This is a genomic window from Actinoplanes sp. NPDC004185, from assembly GCF_053603475.1.
In genome coordinates this window covers 21,578-37,772 of the sequence record NZ_JBSGFR010000036.1, presented here as the reverse complement: position 1 = coordinate 37,772, position 16,195 = coordinate 21,578, and the positions used below count along the sequence as shown (strand labels likewise).

20 protein-coding genes are annotated in these 16,195 nt (G+C 71.3%); 10 read left to right on the top strand and 10 right to left on the bottom strand.

What is annotated here, in order from left to right; translation table 11 throughout:
- Positions 1-45 precede the first annotated feature (45 nt).
- From ACWEOZ_RS31170 to ACWEOZ_RS31160, 3 genes are read left to right on the top strand one after another with little or no spacing between them, the layout of a single operon-like run.
- Positions 46-495 (top strand): helix-turn-helix transcriptional regulator, encoded by a 450-nt coding sequence (locus ACWEOZ_RS31170; protein WP_451914234.1) that lies wholly within the window; start codon positions 46-48, stop codon positions 493-495.
- A gap of 5 nt (positions 496-500) precedes the next feature.
- Positions 501-911 carry a VOC family protein gene (locus ACWEOZ_RS31165; RefSeq protein ID WP_451914233.1) on the top strand — a complete coding sequence of 137 codons (411 nt, stop codon included), beginning with the start codon at positions 501-503 and terminating at the stop codon, positions 909-911.
- 38 nt (positions 912-949) lie between these two features.
- On the top strand, positions 950-3,307 hold the full coding sequence (locus ACWEOZ_RS31160) for an ATP-binding cassette domain-containing protein (RefSeq protein ID WP_451914232.1): 2,358 nt from the start codon (positions 950-952) through the stop codon (positions 3,305-3,307).
- 24 nt (positions 3,308-3,331) lie between these two features.
- On the opposite strand, the gene ACWEOZ_RS31155 is transcribed toward ACWEOZ_RS31160, so the two are convergent.
- Complete coding sequence (locus tag ACWEOZ_RS31155; RefSeq protein WP_451914231.1) at positions 3,332-3,760, bottom strand: GNAT family N-acetyltransferase; 429 nt, start codon at positions 3,758-3,760, stop codon at positions 3,332-3,334.
- Between the two features lie 404 nt (positions 3,761-4,164).
- Between ACWEOZ_RS31155 and ACWEOZ_RS31150 the strand changes: the two genes are divergently transcribed.
- Positions 4,165-4,308, top strand: a complete 144-nt coding sequence (locus ACWEOZ_RS31150; RefSeq protein WP_451914230.1) for a hypothetical protein — start codon at positions 4,165-4,167, stop codon at positions 4,306-4,308.
- 55 nt (positions 4,309-4,363) lie between these two features.
- Complete coding sequence (locus ACWEOZ_RS31145; protein ID WP_451914229.1) at positions 4,364-5,320, top strand: tyrosine-type recombinase/integrase; 957 nt, start codon at positions 4,364-4,366, stop codon at positions 5,318-5,320.
- Here the strand turns inward: ACWEOZ_RS31145 and ACWEOZ_RS31140 are convergent.
- From ACWEOZ_RS31140 to ACWEOZ_RS31115, 6 genes are all read right to left on the bottom strand, one after another.
- On the bottom strand, positions 5,317-6,138 hold the full coding sequence (locus ACWEOZ_RS31140; RefSeq protein WP_451914228.1) for an alpha/beta fold hydrolase: 822 nt from the start codon (positions 6,136-6,138) through the stop codon (positions 5,317-5,319). The two genes, ACWEOZ_RS31145 and ACWEOZ_RS31140, sit on opposite strands and share 4 nt — an antisense overlap.
- A gap of 1 nt (position 6,139) precedes the next feature.
- Positions 6,140-6,562: an organic hydroperoxide resistance protein gene (locus ACWEOZ_RS31135; protein WP_451914227.1), complete on the bottom strand. Its 423-nt coding sequence runs from the start codon at positions 6,560-6,562 to the stop codon at positions 6,140-6,142.
- A gap of 17 nt (positions 6,563-6,579) precedes the next feature.
- Complete coding sequence (locus ACWEOZ_RS31130; RefSeq protein ID WP_451914226.1) at positions 6,580-7,029, bottom strand: MarR family winged helix-turn-helix transcriptional regulator; 450 nt, start codon at positions 7,027-7,029, stop codon at positions 6,580-6,582.
- Positions 7,030-7,066: 37 nt separating this feature from the next.
- Positions 7,067-7,951 carry an RNA polymerase sigma-70 factor gene (locus ACWEOZ_RS31125; RefSeq protein ID WP_451914225.1) on the bottom strand — a complete coding sequence of 295 codons (885 nt, stop codon included), beginning with the start codon at positions 7,949-7,951 and terminating at the stop codon, positions 7,067-7,069.
- Positions 7,948-9,111, bottom strand: coding sequence for an NAD(P)/FAD-dependent oxidoreductase (locus tag ACWEOZ_RS31120; RefSeq protein ID WP_451914224.1), 1,164 nt, complete (start codon positions 9,109-9,111; stop codon positions 7,948-7,950). Before ACWEOZ_RS31120 ends, ACWEOZ_RS31125 begins: the two co-directional genes overlap by 4 nt.
- A 68-nt stretch (positions 9,112-9,179) precedes the next feature.
- Positions 9,180-9,971 (bottom strand): endonuclease/exonuclease/phosphatase family protein, encoded by a 792-nt coding sequence (locus tag ACWEOZ_RS31115; RefSeq protein ID WP_451914223.1) that lies wholly within the window; start codon positions 9,969-9,971, stop codon positions 9,180-9,182.
- A 166-nt stretch (positions 9,972-10,137) separates the two neighbouring features.
- Between ACWEOZ_RS31115 and ACWEOZ_RS31110 the strand changes: the two genes are divergently transcribed.
- From ACWEOZ_RS31110 to ACWEOZ_RS31090, 5 genes are all read left to right on the top strand, one after another.
- Positions 10,138-10,608, top strand: coding sequence for a heme-degrading domain-containing protein (locus tag ACWEOZ_RS31110; protein ID WP_451914222.1), 471 nt, complete (start codon positions 10,138-10,140; stop codon positions 10,606-10,608).
- A 3-nt stretch (positions 10,609-10,611) separates the two neighbouring features.
- Positions 10,612-11,001, top strand: coding sequence for a VOC family protein (locus ACWEOZ_RS31105; RefSeq protein ID WP_451914221.1), 390 nt, complete (start codon positions 10,612-10,614; stop codon positions 10,999-11,001).
- A complete protein-coding gene (locus ACWEOZ_RS31100; RefSeq protein WP_451914220.1) occupies positions 10,998-11,534 on the top strand; it encodes a GNAT family N-acetyltransferase in 537 nt (178 codons plus the stop codon). The genes ACWEOZ_RS31105 and ACWEOZ_RS31100 overlap by 4 nt, the downstream gene beginning before the upstream one ends.
- A 219-nt stretch (positions 11,535-11,753) precedes the next feature.
- A complete protein-coding gene (locus tag ACWEOZ_RS31095; protein ID WP_451914219.1) occupies positions 11,754-12,770 on the top strand; it encodes a beta-ketoacyl-ACP synthase 3 in 1,017 nt (338 codons plus the stop codon).
- Positions 12,771-12,787: 17 nt separating this feature from the next.
- Complete coding sequence (locus ACWEOZ_RS31090; protein ID WP_451914218.1) at positions 12,788-13,663, top strand: aldo/keto reductase; 876 nt, start codon at positions 12,788-12,790, stop codon at positions 13,661-13,663.
- Here the strand turns inward: ACWEOZ_RS31090 and ACWEOZ_RS31085 are convergent.
- The 3 genes from ACWEOZ_RS31085 to ACWEOZ_RS31075 form a co-directional block, all read right to left on the bottom strand.
- Positions 13,660-14,016, bottom strand: coding sequence for a DUF6204 family protein (locus tag ACWEOZ_RS31085; protein ID WP_451914217.1), 357 nt, complete (start codon positions 14,014-14,016; stop codon positions 13,660-13,662). The genes ACWEOZ_RS31090 and ACWEOZ_RS31085 overlap by 4 nt on opposite strands.
- Before the next feature lie 40 nt (positions 14,017-14,056).
- Positions 14,057-15,745, bottom strand: a complete 1,689-nt coding sequence (locus ACWEOZ_RS31080; RefSeq protein ID WP_451914216.1) for a sulfatase — start codon at positions 15,743-15,745, stop codon at positions 14,057-14,059.
- 109 nt (positions 15,746-15,854) lie between these two features.
- Positions 15,855-16,190 carry an STAS domain-containing protein gene (locus ACWEOZ_RS31075; RefSeq protein WP_451914215.1) on the bottom strand — a complete coding sequence of 112 codons (336 nt, stop codon included), beginning with the start codon at positions 16,188-16,190 and terminating at the stop codon, positions 15,855-15,857.
- Positions 16,191-16,195 lie beyond the last annotated feature (5 nt).

Here is a 16,195-nt window from a genome sequence, read left to right as displayed (position 1 = left end):
CCGACGGGCTACGCAACCACCACCCGGCATGGCACGATTCCGCGTGTGACCAGCCGACCCGCCGCAGCCCAGCACCTCAGCGACCTGGCCCGGCTGCGCCGCGTCCGCGACCGCATCGACCGCGACTACGCCCAGCCCCTCGACGTCGAAGCCCTCGCCCGCGGCGCCGCCATGTCCGCCGGGCACCTCAGCCGCGCGTTCAAACTCGCCTACGGCGAATCGCCGTACGCCTACCTGATGACCCGCCGCATCGAACGCGCCATGGCCATGCTGCGCCGCGGCGACCTCAGCGTCACCGAGGTCTGCTTCGCCGTCGGCTGCTCCTCCCTGGGCACCTTCAGCACCCGCTTCACCGAACTCGTCGGCGTGCCACCCAGCGTCTACCGGCGCGAGGTCGCCGGCACCACCGCCGGGATGCCCTCCTGCGTCACCCGCCAGGTCACCAGACCGATCAGGAATCGAGAAGCCACAGCCCCGGCCCCGCACCTAGCCTGATCAGCATGGACATCGTCATCCACAGCAGCTACCTGCCGCACAACGACCCCGACGCCGCCCTGGCCTTCTACCGCGACACCCTCGGCTTCGAGGTCCGCAACGACGTCGGCTACAACGGGATGCGCTGGATCACCGTCGGCCCCCCGGAACAGCCCGGCACCTCCATCGTCCTGCACCCACCGGCCGTCGACCCCGGCATCACCGACGACGAACGCCGCACCCTCACCGCGATGATGGCCAAAGGCACCTACGGCGGCATCAACCTCGCCACCAAGGACCTCGACGCCACCTTCGAACGCCTCCAGGCCGGCGACGCCGACATCGTCCAGGAACCCACCGAACAGCCGTACGGGATCCGCGACTGCGCCCTGCGCGACCCCGCCGGCAACCTGATCCGCATCCAGCAACTGCGCTGACCGTCCCACCCTGGCCGCCCCGCACAGATGGAGAACGCATGAGCCCGCAGAACACCACACGGCACGACCAGATCCGCGTGCGGGGCGCCCGGGTGAACAACCTCAAAGACGTCAGCATCGACATCCCCAAACGGCAGCTCACCGTCTTCACCGGCGTCTCCGGCTCCGGCAAGAGCTCCCTGGTCTTCGGCACCATCGCCGCCGAGTCCCAGCGCCTGATCAACGAGACCTACAGCGCCTTCCTGCAGGGCTTCATGCCGACCCTGGCCCGGCCCGACGTCGACGTCCTCGAAGGCCTCACCACCGCCATCATCGTCAACCAGGAACGCATCGGCGCCGACCCCCGCTCCACCGTCGGCACCGCCACCGACGCCAACGCCATGCTGCGCATCCTCTTCAGCCGCCTCGGCCGACCCCACATCGGCTCACCCCAGGCGTTCTCCTTCAACGTCGCCTCCATCAGCGGCGCCGGAGCCGTCACCATGGAACGCGCCGGGCAGACCGTCAAAGAACGCCGCACCTTCAGCATCACCGGCGGCATGTGCCCCCGCTGCGAAGGCCGCGGCTCCGTCACCGACTTCGACCTGACCGCCCTCTACGACGACACCAAATCCCTCAACGAGGGCGCCATATCCGTGCCCGGCTACAGCATGGACGGCTGGTCCGGCCGCATCTACCGCGGCTGCGGCTTCTTCGACCCCGACAAACCGATCCGCCGCTACACCAAGAAGGAACTACAGGACCTGCTCTACAAGGAACCGACCAGAGTCAAGATCGAGGGCATCAACCTCACCTTCACCGGGCTCATCCCGTCGATCCAGAAGTCGATGCTGAGCAAGGACGTCGAAGCCATGCAACCCCACGTCCGCGCCTTCGTCGAACGGGTGGTGACCTTCACCGCCTGCCCCGACTGCGACGGCACCCGGCTCAGCGCAGCCGCCCGATCATCCAAGATCAACGGCACCAGCATCGCCGACGCCTGCGCCATGCAGATCAGCGACCTCGCCACCTGGGTCGGCAACCTCACCGAACCCTCCGTCGCACCCCTGCTCACCTCCCTGCACCACACCCTCACCTCCTTCGTCGAGATCGGCCTCGGCTACCTCTCCCTCAACCGCCCCTCCGGCACCCTGTCCGGCGGCGAGGCCCAACGCGTCAAAATGATCCGCCACCTCGGCTCCGCCCTCACCGACGTCACCTACGTCTTCGACGAACCCACCATCGGCCTGCACCCGCACGACATCGAACGCATGAACAACCTGCTCCTGCGCCTGCGCGACAAGGGCAACACCGTCCTGGTCGTCGAACACAAACCCGAGACCATCGTCATCGCCGACCACGTCGTCGACCTCGGCCCCGGCGCCGGCACCGCCGGCGGCACCGTCTGCTACGAAGGCACCGTCGACGGCCTGCGCACCAGCGGCACCAGCACCGGCCAGCACCTCGAAGACCGCGCCACCCTCAAGAAGACGGTCCGCACACCCACCGGCACCCTGGAAATCCGCGGCGCCACCGCCAACAACCTCCGCGACGTCGACGTCAACATCCCCCTGGGCGTCCTCTGCGTCGTCACCGGCGTCGCCGGCTCCGGCAAGAGCTCCCTGATCCACGGCTCCATCCCACCCGGCGCCGGCGTCATCTCCGTCGACCAGGGCGCCATCCGCGGCTCCCGCCGCAGCAACCCCGCCACCTACACCGGCATGCTCGAACCCATCCGCAAGGCCTTCGCCAAAGCCAACGGCGTCAAACCCGCCCTGTTCAGCGCCAACTCCGAAGGCGCCTGCCCCACCTGCAACGGCAACGGCGTCATCTACACCGACCTCGCCATGATGGCCGGCGTCGCCACCCCCTGCGAGGAATGCGAAGGCAAACGCTTCCAGGCCGCCGTCCTCGAATACCACCTCGGCGGCCGCGACATCAGCCAGGTCCTGACCATGTCGGTGACCGAAGCCGAAGCCTTCTTCAGCACGGGGGAGGCCCGCATCCCCGCCGCCCACGCCATCCTGCAACGCCTCACCGACGTGGGCCTCGGCTACCTCAGCGTCGGCCAGCCCCTGACCACCCTGTCCGGCGGCGAACGGCAACGCCTCAAGCTCGCCACCCACATGGGCGGCACCGGCGGCACCTACGTGCTCGACGAGCCCACGACCGGCCTGCACCTCGCCGACGTCGAACAGCTCCTGGCCCTGCTCGACCGCCTCGTCGACTCCGGCAAATCGGTCATCGTGATCGAGCACCACCAGGCGGTCATGGCCCACGCCGACTGGATCATCGACCTCGGCCCGGGAGCCGGCCACGACGGCGGCCAGATCGTCTACGAAGGCACCCCGGCCGACCTGGTGGCCGCACGATCGACACTGACCGGCGAACACCTCGCGGCCTACGTCGGCAGCTGACCGGGCGCCGGCCCAGGGGAGCGGTCAAGGCCGGGCAGTCCTGCGCATCAGGCGGGACCGCCCGACCTCATCGGTGAAACCCCACCGGCGGTAGAACCCGACCAGGTCCGGCTGACAGACCAGCTCGACGCTCTTTACGCGGCTGACCCACGGATGGGCCAGCACCGCACCCATGATCACAGCGCCGATACCGACGCCGCGAACGTCGGGGGCCGCCACGACATCAAGAATCAGCGCCAGCAGTGTGCGGTCGGTCAGCACCCGCGCGAAGCCGACCAGCCGACCCGACGACCGATCCGTCACGGCCACCACGACATCGGACCCCGCGAGCAGTCCGCGGGTCTCGGCCTCCGTGCGCCCGGCCGCCCACCACGCCGAGGCGAACAACTCCAGCAGCTGATGCACCGGGATGGTTTCGACGTCGTGGGAAACCTCGAATGCGGAAGCGGTCATGGCGTCACCGTTCCAGATCTGCTCGGCAGCCGCGCCGTCCGGACGGCACAGGGACGCCGGCGGCGTCGGGGTCATCAAAGCCGGCCACCGGGCAGCAGTCGCCGCGCATCAACCGGATCCTCTGGTAATCCCATGGTCGATAATTGACATTATGTCAACCTGAGTGCGGAAGAGGGGCCGGAGGGCTCGACGACGGCTGGCAGCCAACCGAAACCTCAGGAGAAGCCGTCTGGTGGAACCAGCGCGCCATGGAGGAAACGACAGGCCGCAGACAACCGCGCAAACGTGGCCGACCCCAGGATCGCCGGGACGACTGAGGGTGCTCACGGCGTACCGGAAAGGCTGCCGGCGGCGGACCGCCCAGCGGACGCAGACGATCTCACCCCGGGCGTAGCGTCGCCCCCATGAGCAAGCCGTGGACGTGCCGGCTCGGCTGGCACAAATGGACCAGGCACGTCACCGAGGACGGCCAGCCGTTCCTGCAGTGCGGCCGCTGCGACGCGCAGAACCCTTACAACAAGATCCCGCCCAGCGCCGGTCTCGGCTGAAACCCGGCCGGCGACGGGATCCCATCGAACCGCTATTTCCTGCATAATATTCCTTATGCAGGACGAACAAGACATCAACGTAGAAACTCTCATAGAAGACTTCCTCGGCGCAAGGGCTGTGCGGAAGCCGTCCGAGCACACCCTCATGGCCTACCGCCGGGATCTCACCACTGTCCTGCGGCTCATCGGCGAGGACGTCACTCTCCGTGACCTCTCCCCCAAGTCTCTGCGCGCCGCCTTCGCCACCTTCGCCGCCGGTCGGGCCCCCGCCTCGGTCTACCGGTGCTGGTCCAGCTGGAATTCGTTCTTCGGCTTCCTGGTCGTCGACGGTGTCGTCGCCGGGAATCCGATGCCGGCCGTGGGTAAGCCCCGGATGGCGGTCCCCTCCCCCAAGCCGTTGCGTGGTGAGGACACCCCGGAGCAGCTCCTGCAGGCGGTCAACCAGCCGGACGAGCGGCAGCGCGACCCGTGGCCGGAACGCGACGTCATGGTCCTGGCCCTCGCGCTGTGTGCCGGGCTGCGGTTGTCGGAGCTGCTGGCGTTGAAGGCCGGTTCGGTGCTGGGGCGTCCGGGTGAGCGGCGGGTCGAGGTGGCCGGTAAGGGTGGCCGGCCGCGGACGGTGCCGATCGAGCCGGAGCTGGATGCCGTCGTCGAGCGGTATCTGGACAGCCGGCGGGTGCGGTTCGGGCGGTTGCGGCCGGGTGATCCGCTGCTGCTGGATCGTAAGGGCGCGCCGTTGAAGCGGGGTGGGTTGCAGTATCTGGTGGAGTCCTGTTACCGGCGGGCGGGGATCACCGATCGGGTGCCGCGGGGTGCGCAGCTGCATGCGTTGCGGCATACGTTCGCGACGCGGCTGGCTGAGGACGGGGCGAATGCTTCGGAGATCATGCGGTTGCTGGGGCATGCGTCGTTGACGACGTCGCAGGGCTACATCGAGGTGACGGCGGCGCAGCAGCGCGCGGCGGTGCGGGCGAACCGCACCAACCGCGCGCTGGGTGAGCTGGCCGGTTAGCTGTTCAGGAAGCTGAGCAGGGCTTCGTTGAACTCGGCGGGGTGGGAGGCGTTGATGCCGTGCGGGCCGTCCTTGATGACGACCAGGCGGCTGCCGGCGATGGCTTCGTGGGTGCGTTTGCCGCTGTGTTCGAAGGGCACGATGGCGTCGCTGTCGCCGTGGATGACCAGGGTCGGTACGTCGATCTTGGCGAGGTCGCCGCGGAAGTCGGTGAGGCCGAAGGCGGCGATGCAGTCGAGGGTGCCCTTGGGTGAGGCGATGTGGGCGAGTTCCTGGGCGTAGCGGACCTGGGAGTCGCTGACTTTGAGGGTGGTGCCGGCGGTGAAGAAGCCGGTGGCGAAGCCGTCGACGAAGGCGATGCGGTCGGTGGTGACGCCTTGCTGGAAGCTTTTGATGGTGGCGTCGTCGAGGGCGCCGTCGGGGTTGTCGTCGCTCTTGTAGAGGTAGGGCGGGACGGCGCCGGCGAAGACGGCCTTGGCGATCCGGTCGCTGCCGTAGGTGCCGAGGTAGCGGGCTACTTCGCCGCCGCCCATGGAGAAGCCGACGAGGGTGACGTCGCGCAGGTCGAGGTGGCGCAGCAGGGCGTCGAGGTCGGCGGCGAAGGTGTCGTAGTCGTAGCCGTCCCAGGTCTGGGTGCTGGCGCCGAAGCCGCGGCGGTCGTAGGTGATGACGCGGTGGCCGTCGGCGATCAGGGCCGGGATCTGGGCTTCCCAGCTGCGGCTGGACAGGGGCCAGCCGTGGATGAGGACGACGGGGTTGCCGGTGCCGAAGTCTTCGTAGTGGAGTTCGACGCCTTCGGCTGCGGTGAGGTGGGTCATGTCAGGCCACCGTCAGGGTGACGTCGACGTTGCCGCGGGTGGCGTTGCTGTAGGGGCAGACCTGGTGGGCGGCGTCGAGCAGGCCGCGGGCGGTGGCTTCGTCGACGCCGGGGAGTTCGGCTTCGATGGCGATGGTGAGGCCGAAGCTGCCCTGGCCGTTGGGGCCGATGCCGACGTCGACGGTGATGGCGGTGTCGGTGAGGGTGATCTTCTGCTTGCTGGCGACGATCTTGAGGGCGCTGTGGAAGCAGGCGGCGTAGCCGGCGGCGAAGAGTTGTTCGGGGTTGGTGAGGTGGCCGCCGGGTCCGCCCATCTCCTTGGGGACGGCGAGGTCGAGGTCGAGGACGCCGTCGCTGGAGCGGGTGTGTCCGCCGCGTCCGTCGCCGGTGGCGGTGGCTGATGCGGTGTAGACAGCGCTGCTCATGGTGGGGCTCTCCTTACCTAGATGGTGCTGGTGGCGGCTGCTGTGTCGCGGATGCGGCTGAGCAGGTGGTGCAGGTGGGTGAATTCCTCGATGGTGAGGTCGAGGGCGCAGGCGAGGCGTTCGGGGATGTCGGCGGCCTGGTGTTCGAGGGCGGCGCCGGCTGCGGTGGGGCTGATCCAGACGGTGCGTTCGTCGTCGGTGCCGCGTGCGCGCTGGATGAGGCCTTGGTGTTCGAGGCGTTTGAGCAGGGGCGAGAGGGTGCCGCTGTCGAGGTGCAGGGCGGTGCCGAGGTCGCGCACGGTGAGGCGGCCGCGGTGCCAGATGACGCGTAGGGCGATGTATTGGGGGTAGGTGAGCCCGAGGGCGTCGAGGGCGGGGCGGTAGAGGCCGGTCATGGCGCGGGAGGCGGCGTGGAGTTCGAAGCAGATCATCTGCTCGAGTCCGGTGGTGGTGTCGGCGCCTGCCATGCGATGAACGGTAGTACGCAATTTAGTTGTGCACAACCTAGGTATGGGTGAGCGTCGTCTCAGCGGTCATCCGGGTGAGCTTGTGCGGGTTGCGCACGTAGTAGAGCCCGGCGATGCGGGTGTCCTCGACGCGGATCGCCATGATGCCGTCTAGGTCGCCGTCGATGCGGATGATCAGCGCGGGGCTGCCGTTGACCTCGGTCGGTTCGCAGGTGAGCAGGCCCTGGACCTTGCCCAGGCCGCCGGTGGCGAAGCGGACCACCTTGCCGGCGCCGGCGACCGGGCGCATGGCGGCCTGCTTGACTCCCCCGCCGTCGCTGACCAGGACGACGTCCGGGGCGAGCACGTCGAGCAGTCCCTGCAGGTCGCGGGTCTCCAGGGCGTGCTGGAAGGCGGCGAGCGCCGCGCGGGCGCCGGCGACGGAGACCGCCTGGCGCGGGCGGCGGGCGTCGACGTGGCGGCGGGCCCGGTGGGCGATCTGGCGTACGGCGGCGGGGCTCTTGCCGATCGCGGCGGCGATCTCGTCGTAGCTGACGTCGAAGGCCTCGCGCAGCACGAACACGGCGCGTTCGGTCGGTGACAGGGTCTCCAGGATCAGCATCAGGGCCATCGAGACGCTCTCGGCGAGCTCGGCGTCGTCGGCCACGTCCGGGGCGGTGAGCAGCGGTTCGGGCAGCCAGGGCCCGACGTAGGCCTCCTTGCGGCGTTGCAGGGTGCGCAGCCGGTTGAGGGCCTGGCGGGTGGTGATGCGGACCAGGTAGGCGCGCTGGTCGTGGACCCGGTCGAGGTCGACGCCGACCCAGCGCAGCCAGGTCTCCTGCAGCACGTCCTCGGCGTCGGCGGCGGAGCCGAGCATCTCGTAGGCGACGGTGAACAGCAGGTTGCGGTGGGCGACGAAGGTTTCGGTGGCGTGGTCGCTCATCGCTGCGCGAGCATCTCGGCGCGCTGGTGGTCCTTGGCCCACCAGGAGACCGCGCCCGGGTGGCGCGCCTCGTAGGACAGCTGCCAGATGATGCTGCGGCAGACGAGCTCCTTGAGGGCGGCTCCGGGGCGTCCGGCGAGGTGCAGCCGGGTGGCGGTGTCGCTGCGGTGGGAGAACTGGAAGATGCCGGCCCGCCGGCCCAGGCTGAGGCACTGGCCGGCGAAGCCGACCTCGACGGGCGCGGGCTGGTCGCCGGCGATCCGGCTGAGCACGGTACGGGCGGCCTGCGGGCCCAGCTGCATGGCGGCCTGGCAGCTCATCCGGTACGGCAGGCCGGAGGGTGCCGCGGAGTCCCCGGCGGCGACGATGCGGTCGTCGTCGACGCTGGTGAGGGTCTCGTCGGTGCGCAGCCGGCCGAGGGCGTCGGTGCTCAGGCCGCTGCGGGCGGCGAGGTCGGGCACGCCGAAGCCGGCGGTCCAGATGGTGACGGTGCTGGGCAGTTCCCGGCCGTCGTGCAGGTGGACGGCGTCGCGGGTCACGGCGGTCACGGTCGCGCCGGGTCCGGCCAGGACGGTGACGCCGAGGGCGGTCAGGCGCCGGGTGACGGATCGGCGGCCCCGGGGATGCAGGTACGGGCCGAGCACGTCACCGCAGACCAGGGTCACGGCGTGGCCGGTGGCGACGAGTTCGGCGGCGGTCTCGATGCCGGTGGGGCCGGCGCCGACCACCGTGACCGGGGCGCCGGTGGGTGCGGCGTCGATGAGCGGCCGCAGGCGTTGGGCGTCTTCCAGGGCGGCGATGGGGTGGGCGTGCTCGGCTGCCCCGGGCACGCGCGGGTCGGCGCTGCCGCTGCCCACCGCGTAGACGAGGTAGTCGTAGCCGAGGGTGGTGTCGTCGGCCAGGGTGATGCGGCGCGTGCCCGCGTCGAGGTGGGCCACGGTGCCGACCGTGAGCCGGACGCCGGGGGCGAGGATGTCGCGGTAGTCGACGAGAGCGTGGTGGGTGCCGCCGACGAGCTGGTGCAGGCGGATCCGTTCGACGAAGACCGGGCGCGGGTTGATGAGGGTCGCGTGGACGTCGGCGCGCCGGGTGAGGCGGTTGGCTGCCATGACCCCGGCGTAGCCGCCGCCGATCACGAGGACTTCGGTGCTGCCGGTCATGCTGGTTCCTCCGGTTCTGGACAGGGTCTGCCCTCAAGACACCGGCGGCGCGTTCGTTGTGACAGGACTCAGTCGGCCGGCGGCGGATCCAGGTGCACGACCAGCGGCCGGTGGTCGGAGACGCCGACGGCGGGGGTGCGGACCTGCAGCACCGGGCCGAGCAGTCCGGCGCCGCGCGGGTCGGCCAGGATGTGGTCGAGCTGCGCGCGCGGGGCCGGGCTGGGGTAGGTGGCCTTGCGGGCCAGGGGGCGCCAGCCGGAGAACGCGCGTACCGGGCCGGAGGGCATGTTGAGGTCGCCGAGCAGGACCCGCGGTGCCGGCAGCCCGCGCAGGGCGCGGACGGCGGCGCGCAGCTGCCGCACGTTCCAGCCGGGGACGAACGACAGGTGGGTGTTGGCCACGGTCATCGGTCCGGTGGGGGCGTCGATGACGGCGGCGATGAGCACCCGCGGCTCGTCCTTGAGCATCATCAGTCCGCCGCCCGGGCCAGGGATCCACACCGGGGAGCGCACCGGCGCGGCCGGCAGCTGGGTGATCTGCCAGCGCAGTACGGGCCAGCGGCTGACCAGGGCGATGCCGTACAGGGGGTGGGCGTTGTCGTCGTCGGAGCGCCAGGGCTGCCACTTCTCCCCCGGGGTGCCGACCACGGCCGCGGCGAAGCGGTGCGCGGGCGCGCCCATGGCCTCGGCGGCGATGGCGGTCAGGTCGAGCAGGCCGCTGCGGGGCTGGGCGCGGTCGACCTCCTGCAGTCCCAGCACGTCGGCGTCCAGGTCGGCGACGGCGGCGGCGACGCGGTCGGCGTGTACGTTGCCGTCGGACAGGGACCTGCCGTGCAGCAGGTTGAAGGTGGCCAGTCGCACGGGGTAAGACCTTAGCCGGGATGAGGGGTGGGGGCTGTGTTCAAAGCGGTGTGCTGTGCCATGACGGTGTTCGTGATCCTGGGGTCGCTGGGGATCTGGCTGCGGCGCAGCCGTGGTCGCGGGTGATCTTTGCCGGAGAGGTGATCTTTGCCGGACAATGGGCGCCATGACCGACGACGATCTCATCACCCGGCTCGAGGAGCAGGAGCGGCGCCTGACGTTCGCCCGGTTCGACAACGCGGACGCGTGGCACCTGGGCAGCCTGCTGGTCGATCTGGCGACGACCCGGGAGCTGCCGGTGGCGGTGGACATCCGCCGGGGCACGCAGCAGTTGTTCCACGCGGCGCTGCCGGGCAGCACGGCCGACAACGATGTGTGGATCGCCCGCAAGGTCCGCGTGGTGGAGCGTTTCGCCGCGTCGTCGTACCTGGTCGGGCGGCGGCTGGCGGCCAAGGGTGACGCGCTGGACGCCAAGTACGGGGTCGATCCGGCCGACTACGCCGCGCACGGCGGGGCGTTCCCGGTGCGGGTGCCGGACGTGGGGGTGGTCGGCGTGGTGACGGTGTCGGGTCTGCCGCAGGCCGACGACCACGCCCTGGTGGTCGAGGCCATCGAGGCTCACCTGAGCGGGGCGTGACGTATGTCGCTGAATCCTGTGCGTCACATCACGATCGATGCCCATGACCCGCACGCGCTGGCCCGGTTCTGGATCGAGGTCACCGGCTACCTGCCCGATGAGGAGCCCGACGACGACGAGGTGCTGATCACCGCGCCGGTGCCGGACGCGCCCGGCCTGCTGTTCATCCGGGTGCCGGAGGACAAGGCCGGCAAGAACCGGGTGCACCTGGACATCCAGCCGCCGGCCGGCACCCGCGACGAGACCGTGCAGCGGCTGCTCGCGGCGGGCGCGACCGTGTACGAGGACCACCGCACCCCCGACGGGATGGGCTGGGTCACCCTGCGGGACCCGGAGGGCAACGAGTTCTGCGTCGAGCGCAGTGCCGCCGAGCGTGGCCTGACCACGTCGTGAACGACCCGGAGCCGGTGGCGGGCCTGACGCTGCGGCCGTGGCACGACGACGACGCGGACGCGTTGATCGCCGTGGTGGGTGACCCGCTGCTGGAGCGCTGGACCAGGGTGCGGGCCGGTGATCCCGGCGAGGCTCGGCAGTGGCTGGAGACGCAGCACGCCGGCCGGCGCACCGGTAGCCGGTTCAGCTTCGCGGTGCTCGACGACGCCGGGCTGGTCGGCAACGTGGCGCTGAAGCGGCCCGACCCGGCCGCCGACGACGCCGAGGTCGGCTACTGGACCGCCGCGCACGCCCGCGGCCGCGGGATCGCCCCGCGGGCGCTCGGGTCGCTGACCCGGTGGGCGTTCGCCACGTTCCCCGGCGTGCGGCGGCTGCGGCTGCTGCACCAGGTCGACAACACCGGCTCCTGCCGGGTCGCGGTGAAGAGCGGCTACGCGTACGAGCAGACCCTGCCGGCGACTCACCCGTATCCGCTGGAGGGTCACCTGCACGTGTGCGACCGGCAACTCCAGCCGCCAGAATTGGCACGCTGAGTGTCTGTCTGGTTACTCAGGAAAACTACCGCCGGGTAGAGCTTGTGCCTGCCGGGACCGCCCGACATACGGTGGGCGTGGTGCTGCGCGACCCCGGCTGGCAACTCGAACGGCGGATTTCCCCGGGCGGTGTGCGGTGACGAGGTGCGGGTATCGCGAGACGGAGCCGATGCTGGTGGTCGCGTCACCGGCACCGGACCACCCCGCCGAAGGAGAGATGTGAGCAGAGTCGCCGTACTACAAGGGCTGGGCACCGCGGTGCCCGGCCGCACGGTGTCCAACGCCGAACTGGCGCCCGCCCTCGGCGTCAGCGACGAATGGATCCGCCGGCGCACCGGCATCGCCCAGCGCCGCGTCGTGGACCCCGGCACCACCACGGCTGACCTGGCCACCACCGCCGCCCGTAACGCCCTCAAGTCGGCCCAGACCGACGCCGTGGACGCCGTCGTGGTCGCCACCACGACCCCGGACCGGCTCAGCCCGGCCACCGCCCCCGAGGTCGCCTGGCGGGTCGGGGTCGCCCCCGCCGCCGCGTTCGACATCGCGGCGGTGTGCAGCGGCTTCGTCTACGGCCTGGCCACCTGCGCCGGCCTGATCGCGGCGGGCATCGCCGAGCGGGTCCTGCTGATCGGCGCGGAGACCAACTCGTACTTCCTGGAGCACACCCCGGAGGCCCGCGGCCCGGCAATCCTGTTCGGCGACGGGGCCGGCGCGGTCGTGCTGCGCGCCGGTGAGACCGGCGAGCCCGGCGCGATCGGCCCGTTCGACCTGGGCAGCGACGGCGCCGCCGCCGACCTGATCCGCATCGAGAACGGCGGCTGCCGCCAGCGGGCCCGCACCGCGGCCGACCCCGGCGACCCGTACTGGGCGGTCTCCGGCCAGGAGGTCTACCGGCGCGCGGTCGAGCACATGACCGCGTCGGCGCTGAAAGTGCTGCGCGCCGCCGGCGACACCGTCGCCGACGTCGACCGTTTCGTCGCGCACCAGGCCAACCAGCGGATCCTGGACCGGGTCGCCGAGCAGATCGGCGTGCCGGCCGACCGCTGCATCGGCAACGTGGCCAGTGTCGGCAACACCGGCGCGGCGTCCATCCCGCTCGCCCTGGGCGACGCCTGCCGCGACGAGGCCCTGCTGGCCGGGCACCGGCTGCTGGCGACCTCGTTCGGCGGCGGCCTCACCTGGGCGTCGGCGATGATGACCTGGCCCCAGGTGGATGTGATCGCCACCGAGCAGTGACGCGCTAGGTTGGCGCGATGCCCACTGACAAGATCGACGCCGCTGCCGCGGGGACGTTCACCCTGGCCGGGCACCCCGTGCGCCGGCTGGGATTCGGGTCGATGCGCCTGACCGTCGACCCGGACCCGGGCCCGGCCGTGCGGGTCCTGCGGCACGCGGTGGAACTGGGCGTCAACCACATCGACACCGCCGCGTTCTACGTCTCCCCCGGCGGCACCCTGCAGGTCGGCACCGGGGACAAGCGCTACGCCACCGAACTGATCCGGGCGGCGCTGTGGCCGTACCCGGACGATCTGCTCATCGCGACCAAGGTCGGCCCGGGCGAGGAAGGCTGGGCCCGCAGCGCGGCGCAGCTGCGCGCCCAGGTCGAGGAGAACCTGCGCCGGCTGGGCCGCGACCACCTCGACCTGGTCAACCTGCGGTTGCGCGGTCCCGGGCACGGCAGCTGCGCCGAGGAGTTCGCCGCCCTGGCCGCCCTGCGCGAGCAGGGCCTGATCCGTCACCTCGGGCTGTCGGCCGCGACGCTCGCCCACGTCGACGAGGCCGAGGCGATCGCCCCGGTCGCGTGCGTGCAGAACAGCTACGGCCTGGACTACCGCCGCAGCCACGACGACCTCCTACGCAGCTGCGGCGAACGCGGCATCGCCTTCGTGCCGTTCTTCAGCCTCGCCGGCGACGCCCGCGAGAAAGGCGCCGGCGAGGAGACCAACGAGGCGGTCCGGGCGGTCGCGGCCGCGCACGGGGCCACCACCGGACAGGTACGCCTCGCGTGGGCCCTGCACCAGGGCTCGCACGTGCTGGTGATCCCGGGCACCAGCAGCGTCACGCACCTGCGGGAGAACGTCGCCGCGGGCGCGCTGCGCCTGACCGCCGAGCAGCTGGCGACGCTCTAGTCGCCGCGGGCGGCGAGTTTGCGGCCGCGGCTGCCCAGCGGGATCTGCGACATGTCCACCGCCTGCGAGCTGAGGTCCTTGAAACCGTAACCACGCCCGGTCAGGTACGCCGCCGCGGCGGTCTCGGCTCGGGTCACCGCGGCCGGGATGTCCTGCTCCTGCTCGACGGTGTCGGCGAAGCGGAACGTGAAGAACGGCCGCGCCGCGATGTCGTAGGTCAGCGACCCCTCCGGCGTGTACGCGGCGAACGCCACGTCGTGCTCGCCGGCACGGGCCAGCAGTTCGGCGCGTTGCTCGTCGGTGAGGCCGGCGAAGGCGCCGCGGACGGTGACCCGGATGGTGCGTGTGCTCATGCGCCGACCGTAGAGGGTGCCCGCGCCGCCCTCCACCGGTTTACCGCTTGGGCGGCGCCAGCGGTCGCGGCGGATCGTTGGACGGGCCGAACGCGGTGAGGAACTTGTCGCGGAACGCGTCCATCGGCCACACCGGCGCCTGCGGGGCCGGTTCGAGACCGTCGGTCCAGCCCCAGCCGGCGATGCGGTCCAGCACGGCCGGGTCCCGGGACATGATGGTGATCGGCACGTCGTGGCTGGCGGTGGCGCCGACGACGATCGGGGCCGGCTGGTGGTCGCCGAGGACCACCAGGACCAGGTTGTCGTCGCCGTACTCGCGCACCCAGGACACGACGCTGTCGATCGAGTACTTGATCGACTTGGCGTATGCCTCGCGGACCCGCGCCGCGTCCTTCCACACCTCGCCGGCCGACGCGGCGCCGCGCTGCTGGGCGGCGTAGACCGAGCCGTCGCCGATGTCGGCCCAGTCCAGCAGGGCCGGCAGCGGCGCCCACGGGGTGTGGCTGGACACGAAGGTGATCTCGGCCATCAGCGGGTCACGGCCGGGCCGGGTGTACTCGCGGTCGGTGAACGACTTGAGGGTGAACTGGTCGGGCATGGTGGCCCAGCTGAACGCCGGGCCGCGGTAGCCCAGGGTGTGCGAGTCGTAGACGCGGTCGTAGCCGTAGAACTGCCCCTCCGGCCACGCGTAGGTGACGCCTGGCTCGACCCCGACGGTCTGCCAGGCCGCGGTCCTGCGGAAGGCGCTGGTCAGCGTCAGCCGGTCACCGGAGACCAGGCTGCGGTAGCGCTGCTCGTTGTTGATCCACACCCCGGACTGGAACGTCGAGTGGGCCAGCCAGCTGCCGCCGCCCGTGGTCGGCGAGGTGAGAAAGCCGCTGCGGGCGGCGAACCCGTCCGTGGTGAGCTGCCGGCCGCCCTCGGCCAGGGTGGCGTCGACACGCTGGTTGAGCTTGGGGTCCTCGATAGCGGACCGCCCGTAGCTCTCGATGAAGGTGAACACCACGTCCTTGCCGCGCAGCCCGGTCAGCAGCTGCTCGGCGGGCACGTCGCGGAACGCGTCGTCGCGGGCCTCCGCGGCGAAAGCGCGCCGGTCCTGCACGGCCGCCGGGACCTTGAGGACGTTGTCGTGGGCCAGCACGAAGGCGCTGTCGGAGGCGACGTACACCCCGGGGACGAACGAGGTGCCCAGCAGGGCGCAGGCCAGCCAGGCCAGGCAGGCCGCGGCGATGCCGCGGGTGCTGGCGGTACGGTGCGCAGCCGCGACCGCGGCCAGCCGGCGCACGGCCAGGGTCATCAGGACCAGTACCGCCACCGCGAGCAGGATCGCCCCGGCCACCGCGGCGATCGCCCCGGGCCGGCCGACCGAGCCCTTGACGAAGCGGTAACCGTCGGCGAGCAGCGGCCAGTCCAGCACCGGGTCGAACTGGCGGGCCAGCACCGTGAAGAAGCCCATGTCGATGACCTTGATGACGGTCAGCAGCCCCAGCACCGCGCCGAGCATCGTGGCGCCGATCCGGCGGGCACGCTCCGGCAGTGCCAGCAGCAGCGCGAACGCGGCCAGCGCCTCCAGCGGGATGCGCACGAACGCCGCCGGGACCGACGAGCCGGGCGGTAGCCGCGTGATCTGGTCCGGCACGACGAGCGCGAGGAAGACCAGGACAGCGGCCAGAATGGTGAGCACGGCGGCGGTGGCCCGGCGCCGGCGCAAGCGCGTGAAGAACGACAACCCGACGATCCTTAACCAGCTGCGGTGGAGCCCCCTGTCAGATGCGAACTGTACTCACCGACCCTGGCACCGCCGGGCGCGCGTTGGGCCAGGCGGTGTCAGGTTGCGGTCACAGCTGTCCTCGTCCCATCACGGCGGGGACTCCGGCAAGCCGGTCCAGCGTGCCGGTCAGGTCCTGCACGCGCCGGACGATGCCGCGCGGGTTGATCACCGTCAGGTGCACCGCCTGGGCGTTCGCGGCGGCCCGGGCCCGCAGCAGCGCGTCGGCACCGCCCGAGTCGCACAGGCTGAGCTCGGCCAGGTCGAGGATCACCTCGGCGGGGCGGGCCGTGGCGAGCACCTCGCCGACGGCGTCGGTGAGCAGGTCGGCGGTGCCCAGGTCGAGCTCGCCGGACACGGCCAGCCGGATCACCCCGTCGTTGACCAGGTGGGTGTCGATGCGCATGGTGC

Excerpts from the sequence above, each read along its gene's own strand:
- ACWEOZ_RS31075 (WP_451914215.1), bottom strand. The coding sequence starts at position 16,190 with ATGCGCATCGACACCCACCTGGTCAACGACGGGGTGATCCGGCTGGCC.
- ACWEOZ_RS31135 (WP_451914227.1), bottom strand. The coding sequence starts at position 6,562 with ATGAGCAGCGCTGTCTACACCGCATCAGCCACCGCCACCGGCGACGGA.
- ACWEOZ_RS31150 (WP_451914230.1), top strand. The coding sequence starts at position 4,165 with ATGAGCAAGCCGTGGACGTGCCGGCTCGGCTGGCACAAATGGACCAGG.
- ACWEOZ_RS31085 (WP_451914217.1), bottom strand. The coding sequence starts at position 14,016 with ATGAGCACACGCACCATCCGGGTCACCGTCCGCGGCGCCTTCGCCGGC.
- ACWEOZ_RS31120 (WP_451914224.1), bottom strand. The coding sequence starts at position 9,111 with ATGACCGGCAGCACCGAAGTCCTCGTGATCGGCGGCGGCTACGCCGGG.
- ACWEOZ_RS31165 (WP_451914233.1), top strand. The coding sequence starts at position 501 with ATGGACATCGTCATCCACAGCAGCTACCTGCCGCACAACGACCCCGAC.
- ACWEOZ_RS31145 (WP_451914229.1), top strand. The coding sequence starts at position 4,364 with ATGCAGGACGAACAAGACATCAACGTAGAAACTCTCATAGAAGACTTC.
- ACWEOZ_RS31105 (WP_451914221.1), top strand. The coding sequence starts at position 10,612 with ATGTCGCTGAATCCTGTGCGTCACATCACGATCGATGCCCATGACCCG.
- ACWEOZ_RS31125 (WP_451914225.1), bottom strand. The coding sequence starts at position 7,951 with ATGAGCGACCACGCCACCGAAACCTTCGTCGCCCACCGCAACCTGCTG.
- ACWEOZ_RS31140 (WP_451914228.1), bottom strand. The coding sequence starts at position 6,138 with ATGACCCACCTCACCGCAGCCGAAGGCGTCGAACTCCACTACGAAGAC.
- ACWEOZ_RS31155 (WP_451914231.1), bottom strand. The coding sequence starts at position 3,760 with ATGACCGCTTCCGCATTCGAGGTTTCCCACGACGTCGAAACCATCCCG.
- ACWEOZ_RS31110 (WP_451914222.1), top strand. The coding sequence starts at position 10,138 with ATGACCGACGACGATCTCATCACCCGGCTCGAGGAGCAGGAGCGGCGC.
- ACWEOZ_RS31160 (WP_451914232.1), top strand. The coding sequence starts at position 950 with ATGAGCCCGCAGAACACCACACGGCACGACCAGATCCGCGTGCGGGGC.
- ACWEOZ_RS31090 (WP_451914218.1), top strand. The coding sequence starts at position 12,788 with ATGCCCACTGACAAGATCGACGCCGCTGCCGCGGGGACGTTCACCCTG.
- ACWEOZ_RS31130 (WP_451914226.1), bottom strand. The coding sequence starts at position 7,029 with ATGGCAGGCGCCGACACCACCACCGGACTCGAGCAGATGATCTGCTTC.